General features: G+C 39.3%; 30 protein-coding genes and 1 pseudogene. 22 read left to right on the top strand and 9 right to left on the bottom strand.

Features of this window, described 5'->3' with window-relative positions; translation table 11 throughout:
• Nucleotides 1-18: 18 nt before the first annotated feature.
• From CL181_RS03270 to cas4, 5 genes are read left to right on the top strand one after another with little or no spacing between them, the layout of a single operon-like run.
• Nucleotides 19-711: a CRISPR-associated endonuclease Cas6 gene (locus CL181_RS03270; RefSeq protein ID WP_097297813.1), complete on the top strand. Its 693-nt coding sequence runs from the start codon at nucleotides 19-21 to the stop codon at nucleotides 709-711.
• 5 nt (nucleotides 712-716) lie between these two features.
• A complete protein-coding gene (locus CL181_RS03265) occupies nucleotides 717-1,217 on the top strand; it encodes a nucleotidyltransferase domain-containing protein (protein ID WP_217993077.1) in 501 nt (166 codons plus the stop codon).
• A gap of 6 nt (nucleotides 1,218-1,223) precedes the next feature.
• On the top strand, nucleotides 1,224-2,192 hold the full coding sequence (gene cas1, locus CL181_RS03260) for a CRISPR-associated endonuclease Cas1 (RefSeq protein ID WP_097297812.1): 969 nt from the start codon (nucleotides 1,224-1,226) through the stop codon (nucleotides 2,190-2,192).
• A 52-nt stretch (nucleotides 2,193-2,244) separates the two neighbouring features.
• Nucleotides 2,245-2,538, top strand: a complete 294-nt coding sequence (gene cas2, locus CL181_RS03255) for a CRISPR-associated endonuclease Cas2 (RefSeq protein ID WP_097297811.1) — start codon at nucleotides 2,245-2,247, stop codon at nucleotides 2,536-2,538.
• A 5-nt stretch (nucleotides 2,539-2,543) separates the two neighbouring features.
• A complete protein-coding gene (cas4, locus tag CL181_RS03250; RefSeq protein ID WP_097297810.1) occupies nucleotides 2,544-3,134 on the top strand; it encodes a CRISPR-associated protein Cas4 in 591 nt (196 codons plus the stop codon).
• A gap of 2,472 nt (nucleotides 3,135-5,606) precedes the next feature.
• Here cas4 and CL181_RS21725 read toward each other — a convergent pair.
• Nucleotides 5,607-5,795, bottom strand: coding sequence for a hypothetical protein (locus CL181_RS21725; RefSeq protein WP_408735453.1), 189 nt, complete (start codon nucleotides 5,793-5,795; stop codon nucleotides 5,607-5,609).
• A gap of 685 nt (nucleotides 5,796-6,480) precedes the next feature.
• Between CL181_RS21725 and CL181_RS21720 the strand changes: the two genes are divergently transcribed.
• The 6 genes from CL181_RS21720 (at nucleotide 6,481) to CL181_RS20070 (ending at nucleotide 9,406) form a co-directional block, all read left to right on the top strand.
• A complete protein-coding gene (locus CL181_RS21720) occupies nucleotides 6,481-6,669 on the top strand; it encodes a hypothetical protein (protein ID WP_408735452.1) in 189 nt (62 codons plus the stop codon).
• 621 nt (nucleotides 6,670-7,290) lie between these two features.
• Nucleotides 7,291-7,485: a hypothetical protein gene (locus CL181_RS21715; RefSeq protein WP_408735451.1), complete on the top strand. Its 195-nt coding sequence runs from the start codon at nucleotides 7,291-7,293 to the stop codon at nucleotides 7,483-7,485.
• Nucleotides 7,486-7,717: 232 nt separating this feature from the next.
• Nucleotides 7,718-8,005, top strand: coding sequence for a hypothetical protein (locus CL181_RS21710; RefSeq protein ID WP_408735450.1), 288 nt, complete (start codon nucleotides 7,718-7,720; stop codon nucleotides 8,003-8,005).
• A gap of 168 nt (nucleotides 8,006-8,173) precedes the next feature.
• Nucleotides 8,174-8,527, top strand: coding sequence for a hypothetical protein (locus tag CL181_RS21705; protein WP_408735449.1), 354 nt, complete (start codon nucleotides 8,174-8,176; stop codon nucleotides 8,525-8,527).
• A 368-nt stretch (nucleotides 8,528-8,895) separates the two neighbouring features.
• On the top strand, nucleotides 8,896-9,096 hold the full coding sequence (locus CL181_RS21700) for a hypothetical protein (protein ID WP_408735448.1): 201 nt from the start codon (nucleotides 8,896-8,898) through the stop codon (nucleotides 9,094-9,096).
• Between the two features lie 160 nt (nucleotides 9,097-9,256).
• A complete protein-coding gene (locus CL181_RS20070) occupies nucleotides 9,257-9,406 on the top strand; it encodes a hypothetical protein (RefSeq protein WP_176505036.1) in 150 nt (49 codons plus the stop codon).
• A gap of 22 nt (nucleotides 9,407-9,428) precedes the next feature.
• Here CL181_RS20070 and CL181_RS03245 read toward each other — a convergent pair whose 3' ends face one another.
• The 4 genes and pseudogenes from CL181_RS03245 to CL181_RS19685 form a co-directional block, all read right to left on the bottom strand.
• Nucleotides 9,429-10,463: a hypothetical protein gene (locus CL181_RS03245; protein ID WP_097297809.1), complete on the bottom strand. Its 1,035-nt coding sequence runs from the start codon at nucleotides 10,461-10,463 to the stop codon at nucleotides 9,429-9,431.
• A gap of 136 nt (nucleotides 10,464-10,599) precedes the next feature.
• A complete protein-coding gene (locus CL181_RS03240) occupies nucleotides 10,600-11,010 on the bottom strand; it encodes an isoprenylcysteine carboxylmethyltransferase family protein (RefSeq protein WP_097297808.1) in 411 nt (136 codons plus the stop codon).
• Nucleotides 11,011-12,231 carry an RNA-guided endonuclease TnpB family protein gene (locus CL181_RS03235; RefSeq protein ID WP_097297807.1) on the bottom strand — a complete coding sequence of 407 codons (1,221 nt, stop codon included), beginning with the start codon at nucleotides 12,229-12,231 and terminating at the stop codon, nucleotides 11,011-11,013.
• Nucleotides 12,218-12,310 (bottom strand): annotated as a pseudogene (locus tag CL181_RS19685) (IS607 family transposase); the annotation flags it as partial. The pseudogene CL181_RS19685 and the gene CL181_RS03235, both read right to left, overlap by 14 nt.
• 413 nt (nucleotides 12,311-12,723) lie before the next feature.
• Here CL181_RS19685 and CL181_RS03230 point away from each other — a divergent pair.
• From CL181_RS03230 to CL181_RS03210, 6 genes are all read left to right on the top strand, one after another.
• The gene (locus CL181_RS03230) at nucleotides 12,724-14,214 is read left to right on the top strand and encodes an acetyl-CoA carboxylase biotin carboxylase subunit (RefSeq protein ID WP_096204257.1); all 1,491 of its coding nucleotides are present in this window, start codon (nucleotides 12,724-12,726) and stop codon (nucleotides 14,212-14,214) included.
• Nucleotides 14,204-15,178, top strand: coding sequence for a biotin--[acetyl-CoA-carboxylase] ligase (locus CL181_RS03225; RefSeq protein ID WP_096204256.1), 975 nt, complete (start codon nucleotides 14,204-14,206; stop codon nucleotides 15,176-15,178). The genes CL181_RS03230 and CL181_RS03225 overlap by 11 nt, the downstream gene beginning before the upstream one ends.
• A gap of 31 nt (nucleotides 15,179-15,209) precedes the next feature.
• Nucleotides 15,210-15,839: a hypothetical protein gene (locus tag CL181_RS03220; RefSeq protein WP_096204255.1), complete on the top strand. Its 630-nt coding sequence runs from the start codon at nucleotides 15,210-15,212 to the stop codon at nucleotides 15,837-15,839.
• Nucleotides 15,826-15,984, top strand: coding sequence for a hypothetical protein (locus tag CL181_RS20810; RefSeq protein ID WP_217993076.1), 159 nt, complete (start codon nucleotides 15,826-15,828; stop codon nucleotides 15,982-15,984). Before CL181_RS03220 ends, CL181_RS20810 begins: the two co-directional genes overlap by 14 nt.
• Nucleotides 15,985-16,273: 289 nt before the next feature.
• Nucleotides 16,274-17,182: a thioredoxin-disulfide reductase gene (gene trxB, locus CL181_RS03215; RefSeq protein ID WP_097297806.1), complete on the top strand. Its 909-nt coding sequence runs from the start codon at nucleotides 16,274-16,276 to the stop codon at nucleotides 17,180-17,182.
• A gap of 50 nt (nucleotides 17,183-17,232) precedes the next feature.
• Complete coding sequence (locus CL181_RS03210; protein ID WP_096204254.1) at nucleotides 17,233-17,697, top strand: DUF5788 family protein; 465 nt, start codon at nucleotides 17,233-17,235, stop codon at nucleotides 17,695-17,697.
• Between the two features lie 4 nt (nucleotides 17,698-17,701).
• On the opposite strand, the gene rimI is transcribed toward CL181_RS03210, so the two are convergent.
• Together rimI and CL181_RS03200 are read right to left on the bottom strand one after the other, a co-directional pair.
• Nucleotides 17,702-18,136, bottom strand: a complete 435-nt coding sequence (gene rimI / locus CL181_RS03205; RefSeq protein ID WP_176505035.1) for a ribosomal protein S18-alanine N-acetyltransferase — start codon at nucleotides 18,134-18,136, stop codon at nucleotides 17,702-17,704.
• 93 nt (nucleotides 18,137-18,229) lie between these two features.
• Nucleotides 18,230-19,393 (bottom strand): RNA-guided endonuclease TnpB family protein, encoded by a 1,164-nt coding sequence (locus CL181_RS03200; protein WP_097297805.1) that lies wholly within the window; start codon nucleotides 19,391-19,393, stop codon nucleotides 18,230-18,232.
• A gap of 317 nt (nucleotides 19,394-19,710) precedes the next feature.
• Between CL181_RS03200 and CL181_RS03195 the strand changes: the two genes are divergently transcribed.
• Nucleotides 19,711-20,649, top strand: a complete 939-nt coding sequence (locus CL181_RS03195) for a UDP-N-acetylglucosamine 3-dehydrogenase (protein WP_097297804.1) — start codon at nucleotides 19,711-19,713, stop codon at nucleotides 20,647-20,649.
• A gap of 27 nt (nucleotides 20,650-20,676) precedes the next feature.
• On the opposite strand, the gene CL181_RS03190 is transcribed toward CL181_RS03195, so the two are convergent.
• Nucleotides 20,677-22,104 carry a nucleotide sugar dehydrogenase gene (locus tag CL181_RS03190; protein WP_097297803.1) on the bottom strand — a complete coding sequence of 476 codons (1,428 nt, stop codon included), beginning with the start codon at nucleotides 22,102-22,104 and terminating at the stop codon, nucleotides 20,677-20,679.
• Between the two features lie 222 nt (nucleotides 22,105-22,326).
• Here CL181_RS03190 and CL181_RS03185 point away from each other — a divergent pair, with 222 nt between their 5' ends.
• From CL181_RS03185 to CL181_RS03170, 4 genes are all read left to right on the top strand, one after another.
• A complete protein-coding gene (locus tag CL181_RS03185; protein WP_141398775.1) occupies nucleotides 22,327-23,043 on the top strand; it encodes a hypothetical protein in 717 nt (238 codons plus the stop codon).
• Between the two features lie 8 nt (nucleotides 23,044-23,051).
• Nucleotides 23,052-23,417: a roadblock/LC7 domain-containing protein gene (locus CL181_RS03180; RefSeq protein ID WP_097297801.1), complete on the top strand. Its 366-nt coding sequence runs from the start codon at nucleotides 23,052-23,054 to the stop codon at nucleotides 23,415-23,417.
• Between the two features lie 16 nt (nucleotides 23,418-23,433).
• Nucleotides 23,434-23,982 carry a TOBE domain-containing protein gene (locus CL181_RS03175; RefSeq protein WP_097297800.1) on the top strand — a complete coding sequence of 183 codons (549 nt, stop codon included), beginning with the start codon at nucleotides 23,434-23,436 and terminating at the stop codon, nucleotides 23,980-23,982.
• A gap of 99 nt (nucleotides 23,983-24,081) precedes the next feature.
• A complete protein-coding gene (locus CL181_RS03170; protein WP_097297799.1) occupies nucleotides 24,082-25,017 on the top strand; it encodes a substrate-binding domain-containing protein in 936 nt (311 codons plus the stop codon).
• A gap of 11 nt (nucleotides 25,018-25,028) precedes the next feature.
• Here CL181_RS03170 and CL181_RS20065 read toward each other — a convergent pair.
• The coding region (locus CL181_RS20065) for a zinc ribbon domain-containing protein (protein WP_394336510.1) at nucleotides 25,029-25,279 on the bottom strand (251 nt) is incomplete at its 5' end.

The following is a 25,279-nucleotide window of genomic DNA, read 5'->3' as shown; positions in this document are numbered from 1 at the left end:
ATCAAAATCTAAACAGATATGAACCTCAAAACCTTCACACTCACCCTTGCATCCAACCGCCACATAGAAGGCACATCAACACAGCTTCGCGGTTTCTTTGCCACTAAATTCAACGAATACGCCCTTCTCCATCAGCACAAAGCCGATAAATTCATTTACAGCTATCCACTGGTACAATACAAAATGATAAACGGCGCGCCCATGGTCATCGGCATCAATGACGGCGCCGAAGTTTTAAAACAAGTCTATGATAAATACGATGAGATAAAACTTGGGGATGAGGTTTATGAGATCGTTGAAAGGGGCATCTGCGTAAAGAACCAGGAATTCGGGCTTTCAGAGAAGATACATTCTTACGAGTTCGCAACACCGTGGCTTGCTCTTAACCAGGAGAATTATATGAGATATTACGGTTTGAAGGATGGCGGGGAAAGGTTTGATTTCTTGAGAAAAACACTCACTGGAAACCTGCTGTCCATGTCGAAATCGCTGAATTACCAGGTTCCTGATAAAATAAAATGTGATGTCCAGGTAAATATCAGGAAACGCAGGTTGAAAGACGTGAATGTAATGACCTTTATCGGAGGTTTCCATGCAAACTTCATCATACCCGATCATCTCGGTCTGGGAAAATCAGTTTCAAGGGGTTTTGGCTCAGTTGTCATGAAAAATGATCCTGAAATGAACTTTAATAATATATACCAAAGCTGACAAATATGATAACTCATGATATAATGAAACAAAATTATCAAAAGTCAACCAATATGGATGCTGAAGAACTTATAATAAGGCTGAAGAAAGAATTCGAATTCATAAAAGACGAAGCGCAAGGCATCTTACTTTACGGTTCCTATGCTATGAATACTGCAAATGAACGTTCAGATATCGATATCTGCCTCATCAAACCTCGAACGACCGGAATTTTGAAAAGCATCTTTCAAAAAGTCGGCGGCAGATATGATATAAAGGTCTTTGAAGATCTGCCCCTGTATGTTAAAATGGATGTTATAGAAAATTACAGGGTGATATATGGCAATGAGCCCTCTATTTCTTATTATCTTTATCATTTCAGGAAAAATTGGGAAGATATGTTGCACAGGATAACCGGCAACAGATTCAAAACAGCAACGGATATGACCACAACAAGGAGGAAATGGCTTGAAACAAGAAGACAGGTATCTTACAAACCTCAAAATGATCATCTTAAAAGTGGCTGATTATTAATGCAGCTCGTAATAAACACGCGCGGTGCGTATCTCAAAAAGGAAAAGAACTGCTTTCTCATAAAGAACGATGACAAGAGCTTTGAAGTCTCGGCAGATAAGGTTGACAGCATCCTCATAACCACATCAGCGACCATAAGCACGGATGCGATCGAGTTCGCTGTCGAGAACAATATTGATATTGTTTTCCTGGATTTCCATGGAAATCCTTTCGGAAGAGTATGGCACTCAAAACTTGGCAGCACGACCCTTATCCGACGCCGTCAGCTTGAAGCCGAAGCGTCCGTCCTGGGATTTAATCTTGCGCGCGGCTGGATAGTGCGCAAGATCGATAGCCAGCTTGATTTCCTGAAAGACCTGAAAAAGAATAGGCCGGATGATAAAGAGCTGATCGAGCCAAACATTGCGAAAATTGCAGAACTTAGAGAAAATCTTGCTGGCATGAAAGGATCACTTGATGAAAAGCGCGGCTCTATCATGGGGACTGAAGGTATGGCATCACTCAATTATTTCAATGCCCTTAGCAATATCATGCCGGATGCCTGGAAATTCAACGGCAGAAGCCGCGATCCCGCGCAAGATGCTTTTAACTGCCTTCTTAATTACGGCTACGGTGTCCTGTATTCGCAGGTCGAGAAAGGATGCATAATAGCAGGACTTGATCCCTATATGGGCTTTTTGCATACGGATAATTACAATAAGAAAAGCTTTGTTTTTGACCTTATTGAGATCTTCAGGATACATGTTGATAGAACGGTTATGAACCTTTTCTCAAAAAAACAGGTGCATGAAGGGCTTTTTGATAAGATTCCCGGAGGCTTGTACATGAATAAGGGGGGTAAAGCGGTTTTAATAACAGCGATCAATGAAATGCTTGATAAGGATATTGACTATAACGGGCGCAATGTCAAGATAAGGAACACTATACAGATGGAATGCCACAGCATAGCGAATAGCCTGATAAAATAAAGACTTGATGAAACAAATAAAATAAAAACCTGCAAAAAAAGGAGGAAATCAAATGACAATGGTCTGGGTGGTTTATGACATTACGGATAATACCACACGCAAAAATGTGGCGCGTATCTGTCTTGACAAAGGGCTTTACAGGGTGCAAAAAAGTGTTTTTCTTGGCACCCTTAATGCGAACGAAAGAGATTCCCTGGCTCTTGAATGTGAAGATGAGATCGATCCTGATGTGGATTCAGTCTATGTTTTCCCCATGGATGATGAATCTTTCAGGAAGGTCAAGCTCCTTGGCCAGGCTTTTGATAAGAAGCTTGTAAGTGATGAAGTATTAACAAAATTCTTTTGAGGACTATGTCGCAAGGAGATACGATAATAACTATTTCGGATGTGCTTGAATACCTTTTCTGCCCGCGTTTTATTTATTATATGCATTGCCTTGCCATCCCGCAGCATGAGGAATCAAGGTTCAAGGTCATAAAAGGCAGGGAAGTGCATGATGAAAAGCGGATCACTAACACCGAATACCTGAGAAAAAAGCTTGGGGTTGTGAAAAAAGAAATAAATGTTTTCATAGCCTCAAAAAATAACCATATCAAAGGTATCGTGGACGAAGTCCTTTTCCTGGATAATGGAACTGCGGCTCCTTTTGAATATAAGTATGCCGAGTTCAAGGATACTATATTCCAGACTTATAAATTCCAGCTTGTGCTTCATGCGTTAATGATAAAAGAAAACTACAAGACCGATGTGAAAAAAGGGTTCATTTGTTTCACGAGAAGCAATAATCATATTGAAGAGATCATTTTTACAGAAAAAGACTTCAAGAAAGCAATCGAGATCATTGATGAAATCCTTGTAATTATTGATAAAGGCTTTTATCCCGGCAAGTCCAAATATAAGAATAAATGCATTGATTGCTGTTATAGCAACATCTGTGTGTGATTTTCTTGTCTTTATATACCAATCCATAATTTTGCAGCAAGAAATCCAACCGCAAAATCTAAGCCATATTAACCCTTATTTTGCCTTAAACAGGTGAAAATCTGTGGTATTCGAGAGGCACATCCATTAAAACAAGGATTGAAACATCCTTTTCCAGATTGTAGTATCTCAAAAATAGATGATTCGAGAGGCACATCCATTAAAACAAGGATTGAAACACGATGATGCCCTATTTTTTGGATATACTGGAAGCAGAAACGTAATTCGAGAGGCACATCCATTAAAACAAGGATTGAAACTTAATATTTTCTGGATAATATAATTTTGAATCTAATATTCGAGAGGCACATCCATTAAAACAAGGATTGAAACTCTCCTACCTTTCCGCTTTAAAATTATGAGGTGAAATATTCGAGAGGCACATCCATTAAAACAAGGATTGAAACTAATGAAAAAATAATGAAAAATGGGGATAATACCATTCGAGAGGCACATCCATTAAAACAAGGATTGAAACCTCCAACGATCAAAATAGATTTCCCTACAGTATAAGATTCGAGAGGCACATCCATTAAAACAAGGATTGAAACTCTTTTCTACGTGTTGCGAATCTTCCGAATTGAAATTCGAGAGGCACATCCATTAAAACAAGGATTGAAACTAATATTCAACTGCATAAATGAGAAGTTCCCTATAATTCGAGAGGCACATCCATTAAAACAAGGATTGAAACTAATATTCAACTGCATAAATGAGAAGTTCCCTATAGTATTCGAGAGGCACATCCATTAAAACAAGGATTGAAACAAAGCATCATTCATAGATGCCCTAATTGTATAAGATTCGAGAGGCACATCCATTAAAACAAGGATTGAAACCCAACATAAGCCTTATAGTTGTTTGCCATCTTGTCAGATTCGAGAGGCACATCCATTAAAACAAGGATTGAAACAACTATCTTATTTATTTTTTATGGGAATCAAACCTATTCGAGAGGCACATCCATTAAAACAAGGATTGAAACATATTTCTGGGGATGAAAACAAGAAGCGGAAGCATATTCGAGAGGCACATCCATTAAAACAAGGATTGAAACGGACTAAATACTGCTTGTACTATCTGGAAAACAAGAATTCGAGAGGCACATCCATTAAAACAAGGATTGAAACCGCTTTCAGATACCGCTGATGCTGTGATAGAAGTCAATTCGAGAGGCACATCCATTAAAACAAGGATTGAAACTGATCTTCCGGGATAGTCTCTTTTTCATTATTCAATTCGAGAGGCACATCCATTAAAACAAGGATTGAAACAAAGCTGCCGTATTCGCTGTAATGACTGTTTCAAATTATTCGAGAGGCACATCCATTAAAACAAGGATTGAAACAACTCTTCATCCTTCATGCACATCATGAACCCTTATTCGAGAGGCACATCCATTAAAACAAGGATTGAAACTACATGGCGATGTTAGAGCATGCGTGAATTGTAGATTCGAGAGGCACATCCATTAAAACAAGGATTGAAACCAGGTGTAAGCGCTGCGGGGAATGTTGCAGATATAATTCGAGAGGCACATCCATTAAAACAAGGATTGAAACCCAAGCTGGTTATTTTCCGTACCTCTATCCCGGAAGATTCGAGAGGCACATCCATTAAAACAAGGATTGAAACAGGATATTGTATAATTCTAATGCAGCCATAACAAAATTCGAGAGGCACATCCATTAAAACAAGGATTGAAACACAATAGAAATTATTTTTTGGATCTGGCTATCCAATTCGAGAGGCACATCCATTAAAACAAGGATTGAAACTGCAAACAGTGCTTCCGTTGTTGAATCTTCAATCTAATTCGAGAGGCACATCCATTAAAACAAGGATTGAAACCCAAAGAAAAATAGAGATGATTAAAATGGCTAAAGGATTCGAGAGGCACATCCATTAAAACAAGGATTGAAACAAAATTAATTTTCGTAATAACCGTTACGGTGATCTCTATTCGAGAGGCACATCCATTAAAACAAGGATTGAAACCCGCCACAGTCAAGACTGGTTGACATCAATCGTTAATTCGAGAGGCACATCCATTAAAACAAGGATTGAAACATCCGACGCTGCTAAGCCCCGCGACACCACCAAAAATATTCGAGAGGCACATCCATTAAAACAAGGATTGAAACTCACAACTTTTCAGCAGAGATATGAAGGTGTAATCATTCGAGAGGCACATCCATTAAAACAAGGATTGAAACTGTCTTAATTCACCCTGCGAACGCGTAATTTTGTAATTCGAGAGGCACATCCATTAAAACAAGGATTGAAACTGAAGATATGTTCGCCCTGCTGCAAGTATCTCAGATTCGAGAGGCACATCCATTAAAACAAGGATTGAAACTTGTTTTTCTTAATCTATTATTTAAGTTAATATAATTCGAGAGGCACATCCATTAAAACAAGGATTGAAACTTTTCATGAATTCACAGACGCGACTGCTACCTGGGATTCGAGAGGCACATCCATTAAAACAAGGATTGAAACGGAAATCCCTTCAATCTTGCAGCTCCAGGAACGAAATTCGAGAGGCACATCCATTAAAACAAGGATTGAAACTGTGCCATTAAAAATGTCTCCAAAGGCTTTTTTTGATTCGAGAGGCACATCCATTAAAACAAGGATTGAAACTTAATATGGCTCCGAATAACAGAACAATAATAAAATTCGAGAGGCACATCCATTAAAACAAGGATTGAAACAGATAGTGACAAAATGCTCACCACATCGAAGGCAAATTCGAGAGGCACATCCATTAAAACAAGGATTGAAACAACTCATACCATGTATGGCTGAATAATATGTTGATAATTCGAGAGGCACATCCATTAAAACAAGGATTGAAACTTTCCAAGCACAGCAGCAATGATGATCGCAATTGCATTCGAGAGGCACATCCATTAAAACAAGGATTGAAACAGATAGTGACAAAATGCTCACCACATCGAAGGCAAATTCGAGAGGCACATCCATTAAAACAAGGATTGAAACACTTCTCCTGAAAAATGAGGTTATAACTCTCCAAATATTCGAGAGGCACATCCATTAAAACAAGGATTGAAACATTCTACAGGATCCCGTCCAAGCCTGTCCAGACGAATTCGAGAGGCACATCCATTAAAACAAGGATTGAAACTCATCTCATCATCGTCATCAAATACAGGAGAAAAGATTCGAGAGGCACATCCATTAAAACAAGGATTGAAACCAAGGGCTTTTTTGGTGTCGATGAGCCAGAGAGTATTCGAGAGGCACATCCATTAAAACAAGGATTGAAACCAGTGATCGAGGAGTGGGCGTAGATGGCAATCTATATTCGAGAGGCACATCCATTAAAACAAGGATTGAAACATTCTACAGGATCCCGTCCAAGCCTGTCCAGACGATTCGAGAGGCACATCCATTAAAACAAGGATTGAAACAGATAATTGATTGCTGCGTGCGCCTGTGTCGTCATGTATTCGAGAGGCACATCCATTAAAACAAGGATTGAAACCACCAGCAAAGGCTGCAACATTTGTAACGGTCAATTATTCGAGAGGCACATCCATTAAAACAAGGATTGAAACGATAATATTCGGGAAGGGATGCTCGCTGCGAGGAAAATTCGAGAGGCACATCCATTAAAACAAGGATTGAAACTGACTTTGAGGTCTATCTCCTTCCGATACTTTTCATTCGAGAGGCACATCCATTAAAACAAGGATTGAAACTTGCTTTAAGTCCTATGGACTATGTTCAGTGAACACAATTCGAGAGGCACATCCATTAAAACAAGGATTGAAACTAGGAGATTAATATGCCCACACTTCCACTAACAATAATTCGAGAGGCACATCCATTAAAACAAGGATTGAAACTAATTAAATACTGCTGGTACAACTGAGATAATACTATTCGAGAGGCACATCCATTAAAACAAGGATTGAAACCCAAATAACGCTTGCTCAGAATCAACAAATTCATCTTATTCGAGAGGCACATCCATTAAAACAAGGATTGAAACTTGTTTGCTCTGAGTATGTCGTTAGAATGAGTTGAATTCGAGAGGCACATCCATTAAAACAAGGATTGAAACCATACACCAAAGGTAAAAAGAGAGTTGAACTTAGATTCGAGAGGCACATCCATTAAAACAAGGATTGAAACTGGAGCGAATAAGTCCTTAAGGATAGAGTGTTCGGATTCGAGAGGCACATCCATTAAAACAAGGATTGAAACATTCGGTCCGGAGCATGGCAGGGCGGAAGTAGTGGATTCGAGAGGCACATCCATTAAAACAAGGATTGAAACTTAAGCCTTCTTTTCGCTAAAGAATAGCTATTATAGTATTCGAGAGGCACATCCATTAAAACAAGGATTGAAACTATAAAGAAACTATCTCTTTCTCTCTCTCTCTCTCATTCGAGAGGCACATCCATTAAAACAAGGATTGAAACTATCATCCGACAAAGCAGTCGAACCAACAAGCATATAATTCGAGAGGCACATCCATTAAAACAAGGATTGAAACACTTTAGTTGATACTGTTGGTAGAGATATATCTTTATTCGAGAGGCACATCCATTAAAACAAGGATTGAAACCATAGCGGACGGATATATAGCTGACGCAGTAAATGCTATTCGAGAGGCACATCCATTAAAACAAGGATTGAAACATGTTTTTTGGCTAATACCAAAACCGGATAAACATTATTCGAGAGGCACATCCATTAAAACAAGGATTGAAACGGTGGTACTTTGTGTTGTACTATTAAAGGTTATTGCTATTCGAGAGGCACATCCATTAAAACAAGGATTGAAACTCTATTATTGATTCAGCAAGACATACTGTTATAGAATTCGAGAGGCACATCCATTAAAACAAGGATTGAAACAATACAGCTTCGAGAACTCTATCATATTCTTTCTCAGATTCGAGAGGCACATCCATTAAAACAAGGATTGAAACTAAAAAGAATATCTGATGATGACTGGTGGGCGTTTGATTCGAGAGGCACATCCATTAAAACAAGGATTGAAACTAGTAACAGCTCTTGGCGCAGCAGTAAAAGCTATTATTCGAGAGGCACATCCATTAAAACAAGGATTGAAACTTCAGACAGGGCGCAGATGGATACTGTACATGCACATTCGAGAGGCACATCCATTAAAACAAGGATTGAAACTACATAACTCAACTCCCTCACGGCAAGAAGAGTACATTCGAGAGGCACATCCATTAAAACAAGGATTGAAACTAATTTATATGTTTTCCATGATACGGGGGTTTTCCATTCGAGAGGCACATCCATTAAAACAAGGATTGAAACTCTTGTTGAAAGACCGGTTCAGGTAAAAGTTACTGTATTCAAGAGGCACATCCACTAAAACAAGGATTGAAACCTGGTGCAACTGCTCCAGTAAATGACTGTGAATTCATTCAAGAGGCACATCCACTAAAACAAGGATTGAAACGGCGTCCTATACGAGTAGGCTAAGCCTACTCTTTTTATTCAAGAGGCACATCCACTAAAACAAGGATTGAAACGGATCTATTCGTTCGACGGATCGCTGCTGTTCTCATTCAAGAGGCACATCCACTAAAACAAGGATTGAAACTCGTATAATTGAACGGCCAAAAAGAAATACTATAGAATTCAAGAGGCACATCCACTAAAACAAGGATTGAAACTACTTACTTCTAAAGTTCTAAAGTAAGAGGAGGTGAATTCAAGAGGCACATCCACTAAAACAAGGATTGAAACGTATTATGCATGTTGCCATAGTTTATCCTCTATTATTCAAGAGGCACATCCACTAAAACAAGGATTGAAACTTCAGGAAGTAATAAAAGCCGAACCTGAAAATGACTATTCAAGAGGCACATCCACTAAAACAAGGATTGAAACCATGGCTACAATCTGAACCCTCATCAGATCGCATCGAATTCAAGAGGCACATCCACTAAAACAAGGATTGAAACTCGTGAACAGGACAATAGTGATCACTGAGTGGGTAATTCAAGAGGCACATACGGAGTTCAAAGTTGAATTTGATGGCTATCTATCCAATGTCAAGATGATAGGTGGAGGAATGGTCTGTCCACCCGGCAGAAACAGAGCGCCCGAAAGTGATGGATAGAGCCATAACCGCAAGCATGCAGGGCATGATCCTTAAAATAAAGGTCAAGAAAAGGCGACAAGTTTTCAAAAGGCAATGTGGCGATGATCCTTGAAGAGCAGAAGATCACGCAGATACTAAGTCGAAGATTGAGAGCCCGCACCTGGTTCAACGAAAGGAACCTTCACATCAGGATACCACATCTGCATGAACGTCAGCAGATGATATTTCATGAGAACAGGCAAAGGTACGGATACTATCAACAGGAATAATATCAATACCACTGCTGCGATAAGCCCGTAGGGTATCATTACTGCCCATAATAAGAAACTCCCTGAGCCCTGTCCCAGCGCTGATAATATAAAATATAATATCAAAGCTGGTATGAGAAGGATAAATAATATTACCATAAAAAGCATCAGTGCCATTATACCTACCACGATTGACCCGGCTATCCAGGCGAAAAATCTGGCCACCCAGTAGACCACGATCTGTCTCCAGTCTTCTTTGAATCTCCGCACGACCTTCTTTATGGCCATTATTATGCCCACTCTCTGATACATCACTACAGGTATCGCAAGACTTATGAACGAACTTATGATGCCGCTGAGCACGGCGAATATAAGCGCTATGCCAAAAAACCACAGAATACTGCTGAAGATCAATCCAGGAGTAATAGTGCCTGATGGGAGTTGCCGGAACACCGGTAACATTGCCAGAATAAATAATGATAAAAAAACTACACTCAGAGTTATCTTTATTATAAACAGATTGAACCCGGGATGCATGTATTTCCGGAAGTATGCTCTGATGGCAACTTTATTCGTAACCAGGGATTCTACAAATACGAACTCCAGGATGCTGGATAATAGAGTGAATAGCAGTATTATGAAAATGATAAGAGCAAGACCGATCAGGATATATGTTTGGTACTGATACCAGAACTGTGTTATTTTACCGATGATCTCTTGTGTTGATGGTGCTTCCATGTTCCGGTCATCAGTCTGCCAGCTTGCCGGGAAGTTGAAGTTCGGTATTCCCATACCACCTCCGCCGATAAAGAATATAATGATCCCGAGCCTTATCCATTTCCAGAAATCGAAAGGCTCGGCAAGAGATTTCTTTGTCCGTTTGATCGCCGAATTGAATGCTTCTAAACCATACCAGCCCATAATCACTTGTTATACTCTCAGTTATAAATAATTTATGTATAATAATTCTTAGACGTCACTGACCTCGGATTTAAACCCAAAAGGCATCGGGAGGCCATTAGCTCCTCAAAAATCATATAAGGATAAACTTGAACGGTCATATCCAGCGCCGGACTTTCTTTTTGTAATCCAGGTATTTTTCTCCAAAAATCATCTCAAGGTTCTTTTCTTCAACAGGGATAAAAATTAATTCCATTAAAATTACAAAAATGACCGGAAAAATGAATGTAATAAATGTACCTAAAAGAATAGCCTCGCCTAATAATATTGTGGTCATTCCTAAATATATTGGTTGGCGGCTAATGCAAAAAGGACCTGTAATCATCAGTGATGTAGGAATTCCATCCGATTTTATTGTTGTTCCGTTCTTTTTGAATAAAGAAAAAGCCCAAATAGCCATTATGAGCCCAAAGATAATCAGAACAATCCCAGAATAAGTATATGGGGCGTGAACTATTCTTTTAATAGGTAAGGCTATGAAAACTATTAACAGTATTAAAGTTCCCATTCATAAGGCATTACTCCTTATTGGGTGTAGCCCTACACCCTCTATTCCTTTTGCGAATGCATCAGGAATTGCTTTTCTTATAATGTTGTAAGCACCGTTTACATCTGAATTTAAGATTGTACCATTTTCTGATCTGAAAAGACCTCTTGTAAACCTTACACCTTTGTAAGTTTCTTGATGACAGATTGGTTCTGAATCAAGGAATGAACACTTTGAAGTATGTGATTCTTGTTGCAGTTTAACTGTTATTCCTTCTGTTTCTGCTTTATATTGAAGCATTTGAATTAACTTAAAGTGTGGAATTTGAACGAAATTCTGGTTGTTCTTCTTTCCCATATTGGCTTCTTGTTTCCAATTATCATTCTTACCAATCACAATCGTTCCAATGTTGTTTTCAAGACAATAATCAATGGTGTATCTTGAAATCTTATGCATTGTGTCTTTTATCTTATGATTTCTTTTAGAATTAAGTTGAGACATTCTTGTTCCAAATTTAATGCCTTGTTTATCATAAATTGATTGAAGTTGTGCTTTTTCTTTATTATAATATTGATTCATGCTCTTTAAAATACCGCCTTTAATAACAATTGGTATTTCACCAATGTTATTTGCAATAGTTACGACATTTCTTAATCCTAAATCAATTCCTATAACCCTATTTCCGTTATGTATTTTTGCATACCATCGTTTGTTTATTTCACCTACTTCTGATTGTTTTTTATAAATTATTTCACAAATGTAATTTAAACCTTTTGGGATTAATCGGACTTCACGTAAATTTGTGTTATCAAGTAGTCTTGTTTTGATTTTTAAAGGTAATTTTTTTGTGAAGGATAAAATATGATCTTTAATTGTGACCTGTTGATTTGTAAATATCAACAATGCTTCACCATCTCTTGGTTTATAATTAGGTATTTTTGGTCTTCCTATGAATTTATCAGGATTTTTTGACCATTCTTTTATTGCTTTGAAAAATGAATTCCAGCTTCTATCAAGAACCTTAAGTATTTGTTGGGCTGTTTGAGCATTTAAGTTTTTATAATTTTCAGATGTTTTTAATGTTGCTGCAAGCGTATTGGACCTTATCCAATTACCGTTCATGAAAAATTCTTGTCTTATTAAATAATTAGCCTCGTTCCACAAATTCTTTGATAAATGACACAATGAACTAAGTTCATCAGTGCCTTCTATTTGAATCTGTTCTGTTCTAATCAAGTTCATCTGTGGAAACCTCAATGTGTTTATTATTTTTACGTTTGCTATAGAGTTTCATTGAAGAACAATGAAGTAAAGATACTATTTATTTGGTTGGACTTCAACCCTTATTGTTCCATTTGAAGCATTCTTGTGAGTGTTTGTCTGGAAATTCTTAATAAGTTTAACACTTCTTTGGATTTCATATTGTTAGTGATACTGTTTGATTATATTATTATATATTATGATTCGTTAATTGGACTATACAAAATGTGATTCATATCCTCTTAAGATAATATGAATGTCTTCTATATTAATTTTTGTTATTCATTATTTATTCCGGCGCCGACTCCTTGTATTCTGGTAGTTATTTGTGGAGACTTATCCGGGAACATGACAACGAACATATTATTAATGTCAAAATAACGTATGATGAATTATTTAAGCCCCCAGAACAATAAGCATCTGAATTAATATGAAAGGCTCTTATTGTAATCAGATGAAGGAGTAATAAAATTCATGTTTAAAAAAGTCCTGATAGCCAACCGCGGTGAAATCGCGATCCGCGTCATGCGTGCATGCAGGGAGCTTGATGTAAAGACAGTGGCGGTTTATTCCGATGTAGATAAAAATGCGCTATTTGCAAAATACGCAGATGAAGCACGTCCCATAGGCCCTGCGCCTGCCTCACAGAGCTACCTGAACATGGACAACATTCTTGAAGTGGCGCATAAAACAGGCGCAGAAGCTATACATCCTGGTTACGGTTTTCTGTCTGAAAACGAGATTTTCGCAGACAGGTGCAAAAAAGAAGGGATAGTTTTTATCGGCCCTTCAGGCAAAACCATAGAAAGTGTTGGCAGTAAAATCGCGGCAAAAAAGACCATGAAAGCTGCGGGGATCCCGGTCATACCTGGCAGCAAGAACGGTATTGATGATCTGGATTCTGCTGTTGATGTGGCAGAATCTATCGGTTATCCTGTGATCGTTAAAGCCTCGGCAGGCGGCGGCGGCATAGGCATGAAAGTGGTCAGGAAGACCGAAGAACTGCGTGAAACCATCGAATCCACCCGCAGGGTGGCAAAATCCTCCTTCGGGGATGCAACAGTTTTTATAGAAAAATACCTGGAAGAACCGCGCCATATCGAATTCCAGATACTTGCAGATTCCTACGGGAATATTATCCATGTTGGTGACCGTGAATGTTCTATCCAGCGCAGGCACCAGAAACTTATTGAAGAATCGCCGTCTCCCATAATGACACCTGAATTAAGGGAAAAGATGGGTTCTGATGCAGTGAAAGCGGCTGCTGCTATAAATTATACTAATGCGGGAACGATCGAGTTCCTTTATTCAAAAGGAGATTATTATTTCCTTGAAATGAATACAAGGCTCCAGGTTGAGCATCCGATAACTGAAATTGTAACAGGAGTTGACCTGGCAAAAGAGCAATTGAGGATCGCCTCGGGCGAGGCGCTGACATATAAACAGTCGGATATCCAGCAAAGAGGCTGGGCTATTGAGTGCAGGTTGAATGCGGAAGATCCGCTTAATAACTTTACACCTGCGCCCGGTAAACTCAGGAGATACCGCTCTTCCGGCGGTCCAGGCGTACGTGTGGACAGCGGCGTACACACAGGATTTACCATTACACCGTACTACGATTCTCTGATCTCGAAACTTACTGTATGGGGCAGGGACAGGAACGAAGCTATCGCCAGGATGAAGCGCGCATTATATGAATATATAATCGTCGGTGTAACCACCAACATACCTTTTCATAAAGCCGTTATGAATAACGAATATTTCAGGCGCGGGGAGTTGACTACTCATTTCATTGAAGATCACAATATCATAAAAGAAGTGGAGAAGATCATAGAAGCTGAAAAGGAGAAGGGTGCCACGCTTGCATCTGCCCTGGGAGCAGAGGATAAAAAGGTGGCAGCAATAACAGCGGCTGTTGGTACATATATCCGGAATGCAAAGCTGGGTGAGCTAAATGAACATTAAAGATAAGATACTTGAAAGACTAATTAATAATAAAGGCATGCGGATTTCCGGAGAACAGCTCGCAAGCGAACTTTGCGTTTCAAGGACTGCCATCTGGAAACATATCAAGGTCTTAAGGGATGAGGGATATATGATCGATTCGTCAACAAATCTCGGGTATTCACTTATCGAAACACCTGACAGGCTGACCCCGGGTGAAATAAAAGCCGGGCTTAAAACAAAGGTTATAGGAAAAGAGATAAAATATTTTAAAGAGACAGAAAGTACAAATATTGTAGCCCATGAGATAGCTGGATCAGTAGATGAGGGCACTATTGTAATAGCTGAAGCCCAGACAGCAGGACGCGGCCGTCTCGGGCGCAAATGGATCTCTCCTGAAGGAGGAATATGGCTTTCCATCATACTTAAGCCAAAGATACAACCTTCACATGCCCCCAGGATTACGCTTCTTGCAGGTGTTTGTGTTGCCAGGACAATACGGAGTCTGGGTCTTCCTGCAAAAATAAAATGGCCGAATGACATTCTTATTAACGGGAAAAAAGTATGCGGCATCCTCACAGAGATCCGGGCTGAAGCTGACCTCATTGATTATCTTATTGTCGGGATAGGAATAGATGCAAATGTAGATACAGAATCATTCCCCGATGATATCAGGGATAGTTCAACATCACTTAAAAAAGAAAAAAGAGCTAAAATAAATCGTGCTGGCTTTGTCAGGAAATTACTTGAAGAGTTTGATGAATTGTATCTGAAATTCCAGGATGAGGGATTCAAATCCATACTGGAAGAATGGAGAAACATGTCGGCTACAATAGGTGAATGGGTAAAGATAACCACACAGGCGCATTCAATATATGGTGAAGCGATAGGTGTGGACAATGAAGGAGCACTCATTCTTGAAACAAGTGATGGACATCTTGAAAAGATCGTATCCGGGAGTTGCGAACATTTAAGACGCACCTGAAACACTTCAATATGGAAGGATAACAAAGACTATGCACAATGATTTGAAAGAACGCGTGAAAAAGCTTGAAAACAATTACAATGGGAAAGAGTTCCTATCTATCGTGAATGAGATCAAGAAAGATAAGATTAATGATGATGAACTTCTCATGCAAATTGAAAATTTAAGTCGAAAAAGATTTGAGGGAAAAGTGTCTTTGACCCCTGGATTATTTACCGGGAACTTATTGGAAATTACTGCCACAATTGCTGCTATAGTTCTTGCTTTTCGGGTAAATACAGACTGGGTGCTATATCTATGTGCCCTCATTCTTATGGCCACACTGCATCCGCTTTCACATTATTTGACAGGCAGGCTTTTCGGGATCGGATTCACACATTATTATCTAAATGGCCCTGCACGCATCGAGCCTACTCTCAGGATCAATTATTTTTCATACCTTAAGGCAGAAGGCGTGAAAAGGGCGCTTATGCATGCTTCAGGTGTCATCGGAACCATTGCGGCACCTTTGGTCGCGGCATTGATAGCCCTGGATAAAGGAGCTTTGGGTGTCGCAATGAATCTTATGTATTTTTTCTTATTGCTAATTGTTTTTGAACTCCTGACTTCAACCAAGATAGGGGATTTGATGAAAGCAAAGAGGGAGTATGGGTACAGGTAAAAATTTTGTAAAATTTGAGACGTGGGAGGAAAGTAATCAGAAGCAGCCCCAACATCTTGCTCTCGTCGGCACCGGGATTCGCATGAAGGGGAGAGGCGAGGAGGCAGCAGGAATGGGGGAAGTTGGGATTACTAGAAGCACTTGATTTTTATAATTAAATCATGATATTTTTTTGATGCAGTTTTAATGCTTCAGCGCTTATGCTCTAAGGTACGGAGCGTCTGGATAAAGACCGCAGAACAGCAGCTTTTCTATGAACTCGAAACAGAATATGGATTCCCTCGGGCAACCTGCCGCTCACTCGTTCAATTGATGCAGGAATTTTTAGAGGAGAATTATGGAAATCTAAGTAGATGTCTTAAAATCCATTTGAAAAATAAGTTACATTTTCATAAATTTATATACCATAATCACCATACAAGGACTGAAGAATTATGGTTTATGATATCGTCATTATCGGCGGCGGGCCTGCGGGTCTCACTGCGGGAATTTATGTAAAGCGCGCTATGCTGAATGCTGTCCTTCTTGAAAAAATGGGGATCGGAGGACAGATAATAGTCACTGACAAGGTCGAGAACTTCCCGGGTTTCCTTGAGATATCAGGCGCTGACCTTGCAGCGAAATTCGAAGAACAGGCACGCAAATTCGGGCTTGAAATGAAAGGAATGGCAGAAGTTGATTCGATCGAGGATAAAGGAAATATCAAGATCATTAAAACAACAGAAGGCGACATAGAAACTAAGTCGGTCATAATAGCATCCGGCACAACGCCAAAAAGGCTGGGTGCAAAAGGGGAGGTTGAATTAACAGGCAGGGGTGTTTCATATTGCGCTACATGTGACGGTTTTTTCTTTAAAGAAAAAGAGGTTGTAGTTATAGGCGGAGGAGATTCCGCGATCACTGAAGCCATTTATCTTACAAAGATGGCAAAAAAAGTAACTGTAGTCCACAGGCGCAATGAGCTGCGTGCTGAAAAGATCAACCAGGAACATGCTTTTTCAAATCCGAAAATAAGTTTTATCTGGGATTCGGTACTCGAAGAAATTGTGGGGAAAAACGTCGTTGAGAAGGTCGTTTTAAAGAACCTGAAAACGAATGTGACCTCGGAGGTAAAAACAGATGGCGTCTTCATATATGTGGGTTTGATCCCAAATACAAAATTTGCAGATGTAAAAAAGGATGAACGGGGATTTATAATCGCAAATGCTAAAATGGAAACTTCTGTTAAAGGCATATTTGTTGCAGGAGATTGCAGGGTCACACCACTTCGCCAGATAACAACAGCGGTAGGTGATGGGGCGATCGCTGCGGTATCCGCAGAAAGGTATCTCGAAGAATTATAATCGAATTAATCAAAATTGACCAAGTTAATCAAAATGGGAAGCAGGGAAGTGTGAACCAAAAAGAATTAAATCCGGATGATTGCATATCCCTGGAAGAAAGGGAGCATTTACTCAACGGGTTACACAGATATCTTATATGGGTGGGAGAAAAAGTACCAGAGGAAGTAGAGATTAATGGGGAAAACATTAAACTCCATGAATTAATATGGCGTTGCATACATAATAAGGAGCTTTCGGAACAGGAAAAAGACCGTTTACTGGAACTTGTGACTTTTCTTGAAACTAAAGCGAAGTATGATGAGGAGATCCTTTTAAGAGAAGATATCACGAAAGAAGAGGCAAAAAAATTATATAATGAGATCGCAAGTTTCATACGCGCAATTATGGATCTAAAGGAATGTGAAGCAGGTAAGATCAAGTTAAAAGATCCAAGTGATGATATCAAACAAAAAGTCGATGATGCACGGCGATGGATAGGGTTTTTGAAAAATGTGGGTAAGAAAAGCCTCCTATGATTAACTATAATTTAAGCTTCATTAAACGGGCGTTCTGGCCGTCATTATAGTATTTTTCAGCTATCCCGAACTGGGAAAATCCAAGTCTCTCATAGAATCTTTTCGCTTTAATATTATCCATCCTGACCTCAAGAATTATCTCAGTGACTCCCTCCTTTCGGAAAATGTTAATTATTTCTTTTAACAGGTTGCTACCAACACTCCTGTTTTGATATTTAGGGTCTACTGCAAGTGAAAATATGCGTCCTACTCCAACTTGTGCCAGAAATCCTGCCACATAGCCTATAACAAAACCGTTAATGTCAGCTACAATAAAAGTATCGGGATATGTCTCATAGAACTGCATGTAAAGATAAGGGTCATGCTCATTAAAAACCTTCCTTTCGATGTCGATGACCCACTGGAAATCAGAAGGCTGGAATTTTCGTATAATTATCAATTTTTCTCCAATAATATATGACCTGGTATTGGTCTGCCTGTTAAACCATGATGTATAAAAGTATTACTATGGATGGAAAGTGAACTGCTCCGGCTAAAGCCACGGAGCGTCCCGCTGCATTGATACTCCGCTGAGATATCCTTGACGGGCGTTAATTCCGGTAGTTCCTACCGTACATCTATTCTCGATTAATATTGCAGACACCTGATCTCTTCCCATGACAAGACCACAGGAAGGACAACTATGTACCCTCACTGAAAGGTCTTTTGGGACACGGAAACCGCAAATACAGGTCTGGGATGTTCCTGCGGGATTAACGAATTCAACTATTTTCCCGGCACATTCTGCCTTGGATTTTGTGAATTGCATTAATTGATACCAGCCAGCATCGGAGATGGATTTAGCAAGACGAGGGTTTTGCACCATGTTTTTTATCTGCAAATCTTCAAACACGATACGGTCATAGGAATCCACAAGAACCTTGCTGGTCTTATGAGCAAAATCTTTTCTTTGATTCCCGATCTTTCGATGTACTTTTGATACTATCACCCGCTGCTTATTCCTGTTCTTTGACCTGAGTTTTTTCCGGCTTAACCGCTTCTGTTCCTGTTTCAGCTTATCCTCTGATTCCCGCAGGAACTTCGGAGGTTTGATCTGTTCCCCGTTACTCAGGGTTATCAGGTCGATTAATCCAACGTCTATTCCTGTTTTGGTTTTGACTTCAACCGGGATAGGCTCTTCGATTTCACATGAAAAGGAAACATACCATTGATCAATATTCTTTTTGATGGTACAGGTCTTGATTATGCCTTCAATCGGTCTATGCAGGATGATCTTGATAGCTCCAATTTTTGAAAGGTTAAGCTTTCCGTCTTTGATTGAAAAACCTGATTGGGGATACGTGAAACTATTGTATCTATTTCTTCCTTGAAACCGTGGATAGCCGAACCCATTAAAGAAATTCTTGAAACTGCGATCCACTCTTTTTAAAACATCTTGAAGCACTTGACCATATACTTCTTTTTGATATTCTGTTTTTGTAGCTGTTAAATCAAGCATTTGATCGTATTTGCTGATCCATTCATGTTTTCCCCACGGGAATACATCAAATGATTTTCTAAGCCGATTAAGCTCTGCTTGCTTCTTTCGTTCTGCAAGAGCATTATTATAGAGATACCTGCAAGTTCCAAGCGTTCTATTCAAAATAACCTCATGATTTTTGTCAGGGTATATTCTGAATTGATACGTCTTTTTCATGCAGCATCGACATTATTTTTAGATTATATATCGCTTATGATAGAGTGGGGTGAAAGTAATCTATTCCAAGGGGAACGATTCAGCTCAAGCCTAAAGCATTGGGCGATCTCTATCCCTTGACCCCGCGCAAAGTATAATTATATATTCAATGATTATGATCATGTTTATATACATTATAATATTTTAATCCCGTATAGATTTAAATAACTTGAAATCTTGATAGGTAATCCCTGAAAAGGATTATGGATAAACAAAAAATTATTTAACAAACGTAATTAACCAATTAAATAAACAATACTTAACCGGGGTGATTTAAAATGAAAGTTGCTGTAATAGGTGGTGGCGCCATGGGGCAGCACCATATAAGAATATACAGAGAAATGAAAGACGTAGAACTTGTGGGGATATGTGATACGGACAGGGACAGGGCTATTTCGCTTGCTAAGACAAATAATACAACACCATATTTTGACCACAATGAATTACTAAAACAGGATCTTGATGCAGTAAGCGTGGTAGTGCCAACGACTTTTCATTCAAGAGTTGCCCTTGATGTTATCAATTCGGGAACTCATTTGCTGGTCGAAAAACCAATAGCTGATACCCTTAAGAACGCTGATACAATGATAAATGCAGCACATGATGCAAAGGTAAAGCTGATGGTAGGACACATCGAACGATTTAATCCTGCGGTCTCAAAACTAAAAGAGATTGTAGATTCCGGCATGCTCGGTAAGATAGTGTCCATTTCTTCAAGACGGGTCGGGCCATTCAATCCCCGAATACGTGATGTCGGGATAATAATGGATCTTGGCGTGCATGATATTGATGTAATTTCATATCTTTACGGCCGCAAGATCAATGAAGTTTATACGATAGCAGGCAAAGATATTCATTCATTCGAAGACCATGCATCAATCCTTTTAAGATGCGATACGAATCTTTCAGGAATGGTAGAAACAAACTGGCTGACACCGCATAAAATACGGAATCTTACTGCAATAGGGTTAAAGGGTGTTGCATATCTTGATTATATTAAACAGGCAGTGGAATTGCATGATGAAGCATGGGTACGCACAGCCAAGGTTGAACCAAAAGAGCCTTTAAAGAATGAACTGGAGCATTTCATTAAATCCGTAAGGGATAACACAGCCGTAATTTCCAATGGGGAAACAAGCAGGCATGCCCTTGAGGTAGCAATGGCTGCAATTGAATCATATGAACAAAAGAAAGCAATAGGAATTGCTGAAAAATAAAATTTTATCTATAAACTATATAAAAATTTATTTATTGCAGATTTCGTGGTAGTTCTTATCTCCCCTGCCAATCCCTTTATACACAAATCCTTCCTTGATAAAAGCATCAGGGTCGATCACATTCCTTCCATCGATTATGACAGGATGCTTATGCCCTGATAATTTCTTTATGGCACTGGCTTTAATATTTAAATATTGTTTATGCCCTGTAAAAATAACTATCGCATCTGCTCCTTTAATGCTCTCTTCAAGATCCTGGGAAATTTTAAGGCTGCCATCCTGGGATACATAAGGATCGTGTATCGTAACTCTGGCGCCATCTTTTTCCACCATATCCAGATAAGGTTCAGAAGGCGTATTTCTCGTATCATCAGAATTATTGATAAAAGCCCAGCCAAGTAATGCTATTTTTGAACCGTTGAATTTCTTCCCTATACTTGTTAATCCCTCATTTGTAAGATTATACATATGCTGGGGCATGAAATCATTTATTTTCCGGGCAAGGACATAAAGGGACGCAGATTCCGCGGGATAATCCAGTTTTGAACCGGAAATTTTGACTCCTCTTTCAAGATGATAAGTATCTTTTGTTAAACAATGCCCTCCGACGCCTGCTCCGGGGTAGAGGATGGCTCTTGTTATTCCTTCTCCTTTTAAGCTGTCAATGCCTGTTCTTACATCATAGACATTTATTCTCATAGCTTCGCAATAAAGGGCTAATTCATTGATAGCAGCAATTTGTAAATCCCTGAATGTATTCTCAGCAGTCTTTGTAACCTCGGCTGCTGTTGAATCCATGGGTATTATTTTGCCTATGGTGAGGACAGGGGTATAGAGTTCAACTGCGCGGCCGGTACTTTCCATATTTATTCCGCCAACTATCCTGTCGTGTTCCCGGATATTGCGTATCAGTCTTCCAACCATCACTCTTTCAGGAGCATGGGCAAGCGCGAAATCTTCACCTGGTATAAGGCCGGATTCTTCCTTCAGGATATCTGCTGCAAAATTTTTTGTAGTTCCGGGTGTTATCGTTGACTCAAGAACTACAAGAATTCCCTCTTTGAGGTACTTTCCGATCTGGCGGATTCCTTCTTCCAGAGCGCCAAAATCAGGCTCAAGCTCCCCCTTATCCTTAAATGGCGTCTGGATGGCAAGTGTGACTGCATCCAAGTCTCTAATTTTTGAAAAATCAGATGTGCTTTCAAATTTACCCTGTGAACGGACTTTTTTGATCAGGTCTTCAAGTCCTGGTTCTTCTCCTTTAAGCGGGCTTATTCCATTATTTAACATTTCGATTTTATAACCTGAACTCTGGGATGCTCTCTGGAAGCCCCATACAAAATCAAACTTTTCTGCAAATAAAACCGCTGACGGGATCCCCACATAGCCCATTCCGACCACGCCAACTTTGCGGATCGGGCCTTTTTCTTTTAATATTTTTCCAAGTTTGCTCATGTGTTATTCTTTTGTTGAATTGATCGTTCTAATAATAAATTTTAGTATGGCAGTATAATTCATTTCAGGTAATATATCATCAAAAAGGCATTCACAGGAAGGTTTTTCCAATTATGTATACTGAAATGAGCATATAAGAAAAACAATCTATCACCAATAACAAAAATGATGGCATCGCTTAATCTAAAGGCTAATATAATTGTTAGGATAATTATTGCCATAATGTTTGATATTTACAGTTTATTTTCGCATGGAATTGAAGAAACTATCGGAATTCATGTAATTCTTTCAAATCTCTTCTGGTGGACATCGTTAATTCTGGTCATTACAGCCTACAAGTACAGGCGTAACTGGAATGTGGGTGAGATGCCATGGACATACCTGTTCCTGACATTTTTATTTTTCGGGATCCGTGAATTGGGACATTTTTCCAAATTACCTGTTTTAGATTCAATAAGACACATTTTTGGCATAGGCTCTGCGATATTCATGACAGCCGCATTAATACTTATTTATATGAAATTATACAAAAGAAAAATTATCTCAAAACCTATGAGTTTTATTCCGTTCATATTTGCTCTTGTATTTCCGATCCTTTTTATTTACCTGTATTTTTCCGGAATGGAAAATGAAACTATAAAAAATATTTTTTTTAACCTTGAAAATATTATGTGGATAACAGGAGGCTCAATAACAGTATATACAACTTATATGCTTGGAATGAAATCAACGGGAGATTTTGTCCACGTTTTTATGTTTTTCCAATTCGCTGCTATTTTTGCTATTTTATGGAAATTCCTTGGTTTAATAGGTACAATCAGCTGCCCCATTCCTTATTCTATCCGCGAACTCATGGAGACATTATTTGGAGTAAGTGCAATAATCTCCATGTATATCCTTGAAAAAATGTTGAGAAAATTATCCAGACACATTTCATAACGATAAAAATGACTACTAAAGCGGAATTATATTTACTTGCACTTTCGGAATTGGAAAATTCCACCGGGGATATCATATCTACAGCTATCGTAACATATGATGGGCTTATTATGGCAAGCACCAGATCGGATACCATGCACAGGGAAACATTTGCGGCTTATGGAGCGGCTGCATTCAAACGTGCTGGTGAAACCATGGAAGAGCTAACGGGTGAGAATATTAATGTATTAATATATGAGTCAGAAAACCACATAGTTGTTACGGTTCGGGCTGGAAAGCATGCAATATTGATAGTGCTTACAGGAAAGAATGTCCAGATGGGGCTTGTGCTTATGAATGCCCGGAATACTGCCATGAAGATAAAGGGAATATAAAAGTTTTTACATTGCCATGAAACGAACACAAGCAAGAGCAAAACTGTGGTTAATAAATAATAACGAAGAGCCAATCATAGGAGAAGGTAAAGCAACTCTTCTTGAAGCCATAAACAGTGAGGGTTCCCTGAACAGGGCATGCAAGAAAGTGAAAATGTCTTACAAGCATGCATGGCTTTTGTTAAAAGAAATTGAAGAAAGCATTGGAGAACCCCTGATAATAACACAGCGAGGCGGCCTGGATCAGGGAACATCCCTGACTGAAAAAGCATTGAATCTGCTTGAAGAATTTAATACATATCAAAATTTACTTAACCAGACGGTTTATGACAAAACTTTCTGGGAGGCGATCGGATTGAAAATATCAGCAAGGAATCAGATGAAAGGCAGGATAATCGAGATTGAGAAAGAAGGTCTTATTTCAAAGATCAAGATTTCCATTGAACCTGCAATAATTACTGCAATAATTACAAAAGAGGCTGCAGATGCCATGGATATCAAGAAAAACGATGAAGTGGTAGCGGTAGTGAAGGCTACTGAAGTAATGATCGGAAAAGAAAAATAAAATGTCTGGAATTTAAGATTATAGAACACCAGTCTCGAAATATTTTCGAAACTTTTATTAATAAGCGTTATGTTTGAGTGAACATAAGGTGATTATGATATGAAAATCCTGTTCACAAAAATAATTTTAGTACTTATCCTGAGTTCACTTATAACCGGCTGTACCCAGCAGGCACCCACCGAAAATATTAAAACCCCTGCAATAACTTCTACAATAACTTCAACAGCTTCTACAACAACTCCAGTCTCAACAATATCTACCTCTGCCCCGCAGAAGCTGCGTCTGGCTACCACAACTTCAACCTGTGATACAGGATTGCTCGATGTGTTTAACAAAAAGTTCGAAGAAGAAAATAACGTAGAAATGTCAACGATATGCGAGGGAACAGGTAAAGCAATAGCTACAGGCGAACTCGGAGCAGCAGACGTTCTGATGGTCCATGCAGTCCAGTCTGAATTAAAAGCTGTCGCTAACGGCAGTTTTATCAACCGCACTTATATGATGTACAATTATTTCGTGATAATCGGACCAGAGAACGACCCGGCCGGGATAAAAAATGCCAGCAATGCTACAGACGCCTTCCGCAAAATCGCATCAAAACAGGCTCCCTTTATTTCCCGCGGTGATGAGTCAGGCACTCACGTAATGGAAAAATCGATCTGGAAAGCCGCCAATATCACACCTGCAGGGACATGGTACCAATCAGTGGGCAAAGGCATGGGAGACACGATCACAACCGCTGACATCAAGAATGGTTATACACTCTCAGACAGGGGAACATATCTTGCAATGAAGGATAAAATAAAATTGAAAATTCTTTTCGAATCTGACCGGAAATACCTTTTCAATCCATACCATGTCATGGCTGTGAACCCTGCCAAATTCCCGAATGTGAAGTACGATCTTGCATTGAAATATATTAACTATGCGACATCTACGGAGGGACAGGATATAATAAGGAATTATGGTAAAGACAAATTCGGGGAAGCGCTTTTCGTACCTGAGGAAGATGCCGGGAATGTAACAAGTCCCTGAACTGAGGTCAATTACCCCCGAATAGAATTCGGGGGCATGTTTGATGCTCCCGAAAGAGGTTTATAACTATGTTCCATCTCAATTCCAATATTGGCTTTGACTTCATCACATGCTATAACAGGCTGATTGACAGCAGCCCTTGCAGCAATATTGATAGCTGCAATGTGGTCAGCATGACCAGAGAAATCACACTTAACACACCTGAACGTATCCCGGTTTGCTGGTATTCTCCCATTATAACAGGTATTTTGAGCCGCCCGTT

This window comes from Candidatus Methanoperedens sp. BLZ2, assembly GCF_002487355.1.
Taxonomy (GTDB): domain Archaea; phylum Halobacteriota; class Methanosarcinia; order Methanosarcinales; family Methanoperedenaceae; genus Methanoperedens.
The sequence above is the reverse complement of the archived record's forward strand: the minus strand, read 5'-3'. Positions and strand labels throughout refer to the sequence as shown.

Bases quoted from the DNA above. Each gene is read 5' to 3' on its own strand.
- CL181_RS03235 (WP_097297807.1), bottom strand. From the start codon at position 12,231: ATGAACTTGATTAGAACAGAACAGATTCAAATAGAAGGCACTGATGAA.
- CL181_RS03220 (WP_096204255.1), top strand. From the start codon at position 15,210: ATGCACAATGATTTGAAAGAACGCGTGAAAAAGCTTGAAAACAATTAC.
- CL181_RS03170 (WP_097297799.1), top strand. From the start codon at position 24,082: ATGAAAATCCTGTTCACAAAAATAATTTTAGTACTTATCCTGAGTTCA.
- cas1 (WP_097297812.1), top strand. From the start codon at position 1,224: ATGCAGCTCGTAATAAACACGCGCGGTGCGTATCTCAAAAAGGAAAAG.
- CL181_RS03230 (WP_096204257.1), top strand. From the start codon at position 12,724: ATGTTTAAAAAAGTCCTGATAGCCAACCGCGGTGAAATCGCGATCCGC.
- CL181_RS03265 (WP_217993077.1), top strand. From the start codon at position 717: ATGATAACTCATGATATAATGAAACAAAATTATCAAAAGTCAACCAAT.
- CL181_RS03180 (WP_097297801.1), top strand. From the start codon at position 23,052: ATGACTACTAAAGCGGAATTATATTTACTTGCACTTTCGGAATTGGAA.
- CL181_RS03195 (WP_097297804.1), top strand. From the start codon at position 19,711: ATGAAAGTTGCTGTAATAGGTGGTGGCGCCATGGGGCAGCACCATATA.
- CL181_RS03185 (WP_141398775.1), top strand. From the start codon at position 22,327: ATGTTTGATATTTACAGTTTATTTTCGCATGGAATTGAAGAAACTATC.
- cas2 (WP_097297811.1), top strand. From the start codon at position 2,245: ATGACAATGGTCTGGGTGGTTTATGACATTACGGATAATACCACACGC.
- cas4 (WP_097297810.1), top strand. From the start codon at position 2,544: ATGTCGCAAGGAGATACGATAATAACTATTTCGGATGTGCTTGAATAC.
- CL181_RS03225 (WP_096204256.1), top strand. From the start codon at position 14,204: ATGAACATTAAAGATAAGATACTTGAAAGACTAATTAATAATAAAGGC.
- CL181_RS03270 (WP_097297813.1), top strand. From the start codon at position 19: ATGAACCTCAAAACCTTCACACTCACCCTTGCATCCAACCGCCACATA.
- CL181_RS03175 (WP_097297800.1), top strand. From the start codon at position 23,434: ATGAAACGAACACAAGCAAGAGCAAAACTGTGGTTAATAAATAATAAC.
- trxB (WP_097297806.1), top strand. From the start codon at position 16,274: ATGGTTTATGATATCGTCATTATCGGCGGCGGGCCTGCGGGTCTCACT.
- CL181_RS20810 (WP_217993076.1), top strand. From the start codon at position 15,826: ATGGGTACAGGTAAAAATTTTGTAAAATTTGAGACGTGGGAGGAAAGT.
- CL181_RS03200 (WP_097297805.1), bottom strand. From the start codon at position 19,393: ATGAAAAAGACGTATCAATTCAGAATATACCCTGACAAAAATCATGAG.
- CL181_RS03240 (WP_097297808.1), bottom strand. From the start codon at position 11,010: ATGGGAACTTTAATACTGTTAATAGTTTTCATAGCCTTACCTATTAAA.
- CL181_RS03245 (WP_097297809.1), bottom strand. From the start codon at position 10,463: ATGGGCTGGTATGGTTTAGAAGCATTCAATTCGGCGATCAAACGGACA.
- CL181_RS03190 (WP_097297803.1), bottom strand. From the start codon at position 22,104: ATGAGCAAACTTGGAAAAATATTAAAAGAAAAAGGCCCGATCCGCAAA.